General features: G+C 59.7%; 7 protein-coding genes. 5 read left to right on the plus strand and 2 right to left on the minus strand.

The features are described 5' to 3' along the window. Nucleotides 1–1,234, minus strand: a 1,234-nt coding sequence (locus tag PDO_RS07290) for an NAD(P)/FAD-dependent oxidoreductase (protein WP_007599833.1), incomplete at its 3' end; no start/stop codon positions are given. Nucleotides 1,235–1,476: 242 nt separating this feature from the next. Between PDO_RS07290 and PDO_RS07295 the strand changes: the two genes are divergently transcribed. Genes PDO_RS07295 through PDO_RS07315 form a run of 5 tightly spaced genes read left to right on the plus strand, consistent with a single transcriptional unit; the run spans nt 1,477 to nt 5,838 of the window. After that, the gene (locus PDO_RS07295) at nt 1,477–2,046 is read left to right on the plus strand and encodes a sigma-70 family RNA polymerase sigma factor (RefSeq protein WP_052023408.1); all 570 of its coding nucleotides are present in this window, start codon (nt 1,477–1,479) and stop codon (nt 2,044–2,046) included. Beyond that, the gene (locus PDO_RS07300) at nt 2,043–2,720 is read left to right on the plus strand and encodes a ChrR family anti-sigma-E factor (RefSeq protein WP_007599837.1); all 678 of its coding nucleotides are present in this window, start codon (nt 2,043–2,045) and stop codon (nt 2,718–2,720) included. Before PDO_RS07295 ends, PDO_RS07300 begins: the two co-directional genes overlap by 4 nt. 42 nt (nt 2,721–2,762) lie before the next feature. Next, nucleotides 2,763–3,164, plus strand: a complete 402-nt coding sequence (locus PDO_RS07305; RefSeq protein WP_007599839.1) for a DUF2177 family protein — start codon at nt 2,763–2,765, stop codon at nt 3,162–3,164. A gap of 43 nt (nt 3,165–3,207) precedes the next feature. After that, a complete protein-coding gene (locus PDO_RS07310; protein ID WP_037072917.1) occupies nt 3,208–4,218 on the plus strand; it encodes a ligase-associated DNA damage response exonuclease in 1,011 nt (336 codons plus the stop codon). Between the two features lie 3 nt (nt 4,219–4,221). Continuing rightward, on the plus strand, nt 4,222–5,838 hold the full coding sequence (locus PDO_RS07315; RefSeq protein WP_007599844.1) for a cisplatin damage response ATP-dependent DNA ligase: 1,617 nt from the start codon (nt 4,222–4,224) through the stop codon (nt 5,836–5,838). Between the two features lie 8 nt (nt 5,839–5,846). On the opposite strand, the gene PDO_RS07320 is transcribed toward PDO_RS07315, so the two are convergent. Continuing rightward, nucleotides 5,847–6,684 (minus strand): FGGY family carbohydrate kinase (locus PDO_RS07320; protein ID WP_007599846.1); only part of this gene is annotated, 838 nt, incomplete at its 5' end.

A 6,684-nucleotide genomic window follows, 5' to 3' on the forward strand; every position in this document is an offset into this window, starting at 1 on the left:
GGAAGCCGCTGCCGAAATAGGCGCCGCAGAACCAGGTGTTGCGGCGGCCCTGCAACTGCCAAAGCTCGCGTTGGGCGCTGATGGCAGCTGTATTGAACAACGGATGTTCGTAGTTGAATGTCCGGACAATCTTCCCCGGATCGATCTCGCGGCAGGGATTGAGCGTAACGAAGAGTGGATGCGCGGCGTCCAGAGACTGAAGCTTGTTCATCCAGTAGGTGACGCAAGGCGCTTCACTGGCCGCATCCCGACCATCGGCGATGTAGTTCCAGCTCGACCACACCGATTTGCGCCTCGGCATTAGGTGCTCGTCGGAATGAAGGACGGCAAGGTTAGGCGTATATTGAAAGGCTTCAAGAACACGACGTTCCGAACTATCAGCATCTTCCAAAAGATCGAGGCTCTGATTGGCATGGGTCGCCATCACCACATCATCGAACTGGTCCCGGTGGCCGCTGACATCGGTGACTTCGACGCCGGCACGACCGCGACGAACTTGGGCAACCGGAGTAGACAACCTCAGCTCGCCTGAAAAATCGGCCAGAATTCGCTTTACGTATTCCCGGCTCCCGCCTTCGACGGTGCGCCAACGAGGCCGATCCGTGAGTGACAACAGACCGTGGTTGTCGAAAAACCGGATGAAGGCATGCAAAGGGTAAAGCTGCATGTCGTGCGCTGTGGTGGACCAGATTGCTGCTCCCATGGGCAGGAGATGGTCTTCGATAAACGACGCACCATATTTGGCGGACGCCAGATAAGAACCAAGACTGACGCTCTCAAGCTCCGGCCGCTTCAGCAAGCCCGGCGCTTCCCGGTAGAAGCGCATTATGTCCGACAGCATTTTCCAGAAGCGCGGGCTGAAGATATTGCTGCGCTGACCAAGCAGGCCGAATAGCCCGGAGCCGGAATATTCGAAACCGCCACCCGACAACGATGCCGAAAACGACATGTTCGACGCCAAAGTCGGCACCTTCAGATGCTCGAAAAGCTTGACCAAGTTCGGGTAGTTGCGGTCGTTGTAGACAATGAAGCCCGTATCGACCGGGATATCCCTGCCGTCCCCCGGCGCAACTACCGTATTGGAATGACCGCCGGGACGGGCTTCGGTCTCGTACAGCACGACATCTGCACTTTTCGACAACAACCAGGCAGAGGAGAGACCGGAGATTCCTGACCCGATGACCGCGATCCTGCGCCTTCCGCCGGCAACAGCCCTAGAAATGTCCGTGTCCATTGTCCGCCCTTCAATTCAATGCCACAACTTTTATGTGTCCTCACTACGGTTGCGTGCCGTGAACGGATTGTTGGCGGCGGAATAAAATCTCAACGGTGATCCAGCCACGCAAGGTCACCGTAATGGCTGCCATGATGCTCAACACGATTCCCATATCGGCAGATGCATGCCAGAATGGCCCCAGGCTATTGACGCGGCAGACTGCCGTGGCACAGCCTCACAAGGGGAAGACAAGCGTTTCTATGTCAGATTCTGCAGACGATCTTGCGCAGCGCAATTTTTCGAAACTTCTGGCGGCCGTTGGCCGGGACAGGGATATCGAAGCGTTCGAGGAGATCTTTCGGCACTACAGCCCGAAAATTCGGGCCTATATGGCCAAGCTTGCCCGCGATGGACAGGCGGCCGAGGAATTGATGCAAGAGACGATGCTGGCCGTCTGGAACAAGGCCGAACAATTCGATCCGTTGAGGGGCAATGTCTCCAGCTGGATCTTCACGATCGCCCGCAATCAACGCATCGACGCCTTTCGCAAGGAACGGCGACCGACATTCGATCCCACCGACCCGGCTTTCATACCGGACGATGTACCGCCTGCCGACGTCGAGTATGAAGGACGCCAGGAGGCCGATCGCCTCCGGCGTGCCATGGAAACACTCCCTCCCGAGCAGCTCGAACTCCTGAAGATGTCATTTTACAAAGAAGCCTCGCACAGTGCCATTGCCGCCGAACTCGGCTTGCCGATGGGCACGGTCAAATCCCGTATTCGCCTCGCATTTGCAAAATTGCGGGCAGCCCTGGAGCAACGCGCATGACGGTCCAGGTTCAACATCACATCAGCGACGAACTGCTGCTCGCCTATGCCACCGGAGAACTGGCAGAAGGTTGGAGCCTTGCGGTCGCCACGCATCTGGCGCTCTGCCCGAGCTGTCGCAACCGGCTTTCCTTCATGGAGCATGCCGGTGGCGAAATGCTTGAACTGGCGACACAGGAAACGACAGCCGAGACGCCGGCTGGCAGTTGGGACGACATGAAGGCGAAAATTTCGGCGTCTGAACCGTTGAAAAAGCCGGAGGTCAAGACCGCGCCAACTCAAACGCATCCTCCGGTTCTGCCGGAACCGCTTCGATCCTATCTCGGCGCTGATGTCGGCCAACTGAAATGGAAAGCGCTCGGACGGGGTGCCTATCATATTCCGATCAAGACAGCGGATGGCCAAACCCAAGTCAGGCTGCTGAAGATCCCCGCCGGAAAGCCGGTTCCAGAGCATTCGCACGGTGGACGTGAGCTGACGCTGGTTCTGAAGGGTGCCTTCACCGATGGTGCCAGCGTGTTCAAGCGGGGTGATCTTGAGGAAGCCGATGAGAGCCTGACGCACCAGCCGGTGGCAACGCCGGAAGAGGACTGCATCTGCCTGGCGGTAACCGATGCGCCGCTGAAATTCCAAAGTCGGCTTCTGCGGATCTTGCAGCCTATTCTCGGCATCTAATCAAACGCGCGGTCACGGCAGGCCGAAGAATGGAGAGACACGATGACCTATGTGGTCGCCTATCTTTCGACAGCAGTCGTGTTCTTTGGTCTCGACTTCCTGTGGCTGACGCGCATTGCCATCGGATTCTACCGCCGCAATATCGGCGACCTGATGCTGGCGCGCCCCAACTTTGCAGCAGCGGGTGTGTTTTACCTTCTTTACATCGCCGGCATCGTCTATTTCGCAGTTTTGCCCGCCGTCAGTGCCAGCAGTATCACCACCGCGATCGTTAACGGCGCCCTGCTCGGACTGTTGGCCTATGGCACCTATGACATGACCAATCTGTCGACCCTGAAAGGCTGGTCTGTTTCGGTCAGTGTCGTGGATATGGCTTGGGGGGCGTTTCTCACGGCCACGGCCTCAACAGCGGGCTATCTGGCCGTCTCACGTTTCGCCGCTTGAGCGTCTGGCAGGGCGGTGTTGGCCGCCCTATCTTGTCAGCATGATTAGACCAGAGCATCTGCTGCATCCCACACCCAACGGGCTCTATTGCCCGCCCGGCGACTTCTATGTCGATCCGGTTCGCCCCGTTGGACGGGCACTGGTGACCCACGGTCATTCCGATCATGCACGCTCCGGACACTCCCATGTGCTGGCGACGCGCCAGACACTGGATATCATGGCCATCCGCTATGGTGACGACTTTTGCGACAGCGCCCAGGCCGCAGAGTTTGGCGAGACGATCCACCGCAATGGCGTCTCTGTCTGTTTTCACCCGGCGGGCCATGTACTGGGCTCGGCGCAGATCGAAATCGAGTACCAAGGTACACGAATTGTCGTTTCCGGCGACTACAAGCGCGGTGCCGATCCGACCTGCGCGGCTTTCGAGCCCGTGTCCTGCGATGTCTTCATCACCGAGGCGACTTTCGGATTGCCGGTTTTCCACCATCCCGACCCGCAGGTCGAGATCCTCAAGCTGATCACGTCGCTCAACCAGTTTCCCGAACGCAGCCATCTGGTCGGCGCCTATGCGCTGGGCAAGGCGCAGCGGGTAATTTCACTCATTCGCCGTTCCGGATACGACAAGCCGATCTATATCCATGGGGCGCTTACCAAACTCTGCGACTATTATCGCAACGAAGGCATTGATCTCGGCGATCTCCGGCCGGCAACCGCCGAAGATACAAAATCCGGTGCCTTCAAAGGGGCAGTCGTCGTTGGACCGCCATCGGCATTCAATGATCGCTGGGCGCGCCGCTTCGAAGATCCACTGTCGATTTTTGCGTCCGGCTGGATGATGGTTCGGCAGCGGGCGAAACAGCGCGGCGTCGAGCTGCCACTGGTCATCTCCGACCACTGTGACTGGCCCGAACTGATATCAACGATCACCGATATCGCGCCGCAGCAGGTCTGGGTCACGCATGGCCGCGAGGAGGCGCTTGTCCGATGGTGCGAGCTTGCCGGGATCAAGGCACGCCCGCTGCATCTTGTCGGCTACGAAGACGAGGGAGACTAAGCGATGAAGGCATTCGCGGCCCTTCTCGATCGCTTGGTGCTGACGCCCAGCCGCAATGGCAAGCTGAAGCTGCTGCAAGACTATTTCCGCGCGACACCTGATCCGGACCGGGGCTATGCACTGGCAGCACTGACCGACAATCTCGAGATTGGCAGCGTCAAGCCGGCCTTGCTCAAGGAACTGGTGCTGGAGCGCATGGATGAGGTGCTGTTCCGCTACTCCTACGACTATGTCGGTGACCTTGCCGAAACCATCTCCCTGGTCTGGGAGCCGCCAACCGATGCAAAACCTGCCGAAGGCGCCGATTTGCAGCTGTCGAGCATCATCGAAAGGCTGCAACGGCTTGGGCGGAACGAGACGCGCGGTGTGATACGCACGCTGCTCGATACCCTCGGCCCCTCTGAACGTTTCGCACTGATAAAGCTGATCACCGGCGGCATGCGCATCGGTGTGTCGGCGCGCCTAGCCAAGCAAGCGTTGGCGAATTTCGGCGAAAAGGATATCGGCGATATCGAGGGCCTTTGGCACGGACTTGCGCCACCGTATCGGCAGCTTTTCGACTGGCTGGAAGACCGCACCGAAAAGCCCGTGCTGGCGACGCCTGCCATTTTCCACTCCGTCATGCTGTCGACACCGATCGAGGACCGCGATCTTGAAGTGCTTGACCCCTCGGATTTCGCCGCCGAATGGAAATGGGACGGCATTCGGGTGCAGCTTTCCTGCTCCGACGGGCGAAACCGGCTCTATTCCCGGTCCGGCGACGATATCTCAGGCGCCTTCCCGGACATTGTCGAAGCGGCACGTTTCGATGGCGTGATCGATGGCGAACTGCTGGTCGGAGGCACCTCGCGCAGCAATGCGCCCGTCCGAACTTTTTCGGATCTCCAGCAAAGGCTGAACCGCAAGACGGTGACCGCGCGCATGATGGAGGAGTATCCGGTCTTTATCCGGGCCTATGACATACTGTTCGAGGGAAGCCAGGACGTTCGCGACGAAGTCTTGCCTGCAAGGCGCGAGAGGCTGGGCAAGCTTGTCGAGGCGCAGGAGGCAACCCGTTTCGACCTTTCGCCGTTGGTTCCGTTCTCAAGCTGGGAGGAGCTGGAGCGCTTGCGATCTTCCCCGCCCGATCCGGTGATCGAAGGCGTGATGCTGAAGCGCCATGACAGCGTTTACCAGGCTGGACGCGCGAAAGGGCCGTGGTTCAAATGGAAGCGCGATCCGATGAATGCCGATGCGGTGCTGATGTATGCGCAGCGCGGGCATGGCAAGCGTTCGAGCTATTATTCGGATTTCACCTTTGGTGTCTGGACCGCGGTTCCCGGCGAGGGCGATATTCTGGTCCCCGTGGGCAAAGCCTATTTCGGCTTCACCGACCAGGAACTTGAGGTGCTCGATCGCTTCGTGCGCAACAACACCGTCGATCGCTTCGGCCCAGTGCGGGCGCTCAGGGCTGAAGCGGAACATGGTTTTGTCGTGGAAGTGGCCTTTGAAGGCATCGCCCGCTCCAATCGGCACAAGTCGGGCGTCGCCATGCGCTTCCCGCGCATTGCACGCCTCCGGCAGGACAAGCTGCCGAAGGATGCCGACCGACTGGAGACCCTTGTCGCGATGATCGCGTAGACTTGAACCTATCGCTTGGTCAGGCAGCGGCTGACGCAATCCTGCCAGCCGGCAATGGCTTGCTCTCTTTCGGAGGATTGCATCTGGGGTTCGAAGCGGCGGTTGCGTTTCCAGGTTGCGGCAAAACCAGCCTGATCCGGCCAGAGACCGGCACGCGAGCCCGCAAGCCAGGCCGCGCCCAGCACCGTAGTCTCCAGGATCATCGGACGGTCGACGGGCGCGTCGAGAATGTCGGCGAGGCGCTGCATCGTCCAGTCCGATGCGACCATGCCGCCATCGACGCGCAAGACCGTCTGATCGCTGGCACCCGACCAGTCCCTCTTCATCGCCTCCAGCAGATCATTGGTCTGATAGGCAACGCTTTCCAGCACGGCGCGGGCAAATTCGGCAGGTCCGGAACTGCGGGTCAGACCGAAGATCGCGCCGCGTGCGTCGGCATCCCAATGTGGCGCACCGAGGCCGGTAAAGGCCGGCACGAGATAGACGCGCTGGTTGGGGTCGGCGCGCATGGCCAGCGCATCGGTATCGGACGCGACCTTGACGAAGCCCAGCTCGTCGCGAAGCCACTGCACGGCAGCACCGGCAATGAAGATCGAGCCCTCAAGGGCATAGGTGGTCTTGCCGTTCATGCGATAGGCGATCGTGGTCAGCAGGCGGTTCGACGAGGTGACGCGATCCGAGCCGGTGTTCAACAGTGCAAAACAACCCGTTCCATAGGTCGATTTCATCATGCCCGGTTCAAAGCAGGCATTGCCGATGACGGCCGCCTGCTGGTCGCCGGCAACGCCGAGGATCGGGATTTCGGCGCCGAGAACAGTCTTGTCCGTGATGCCGAAGTCGTCGGCG

The sequence above is a fragment of the Rhizobium sp. PDO1-076 genome, assembly GCF_000247475.1.
Taxonomy (GTDB): domain Bacteria; phylum Pseudomonadota; class Alphaproteobacteria; order Rhizobiales; family Rhizobiaceae; genus Allorhizobium.

What these genes read in the sequence shown, in the direction of transcription:
- PDO_RS07295 (WP_052023408.1), top strand. Translation starts at nt 1,477, where the DNA reads ATGTCAGATTCTGCAGACGATCTTGCGCAGCGCAATTTTTCGAAACTT.
- PDO_RS07300 (WP_007599837.1), top strand. Translation starts at nt 2,043, where the DNA reads ATGACGGTCCAGGTTCAACATCACATCAGCGACGAACTGCTGCTCGCC.
- PDO_RS07305 (WP_007599839.1), top strand. Translation starts at nt 2,763, where the DNA reads ATGACCTATGTGGTCGCCTATCTTTCGACAGCAGTCGTGTTCTTTGGT.
- PDO_RS07315 (WP_007599844.1), top strand. Translation starts at nt 4,222, where the DNA reads ATGAAGGCATTCGCGGCCCTTCTCGATCGCTTGGTGCTGACGCCCAGC.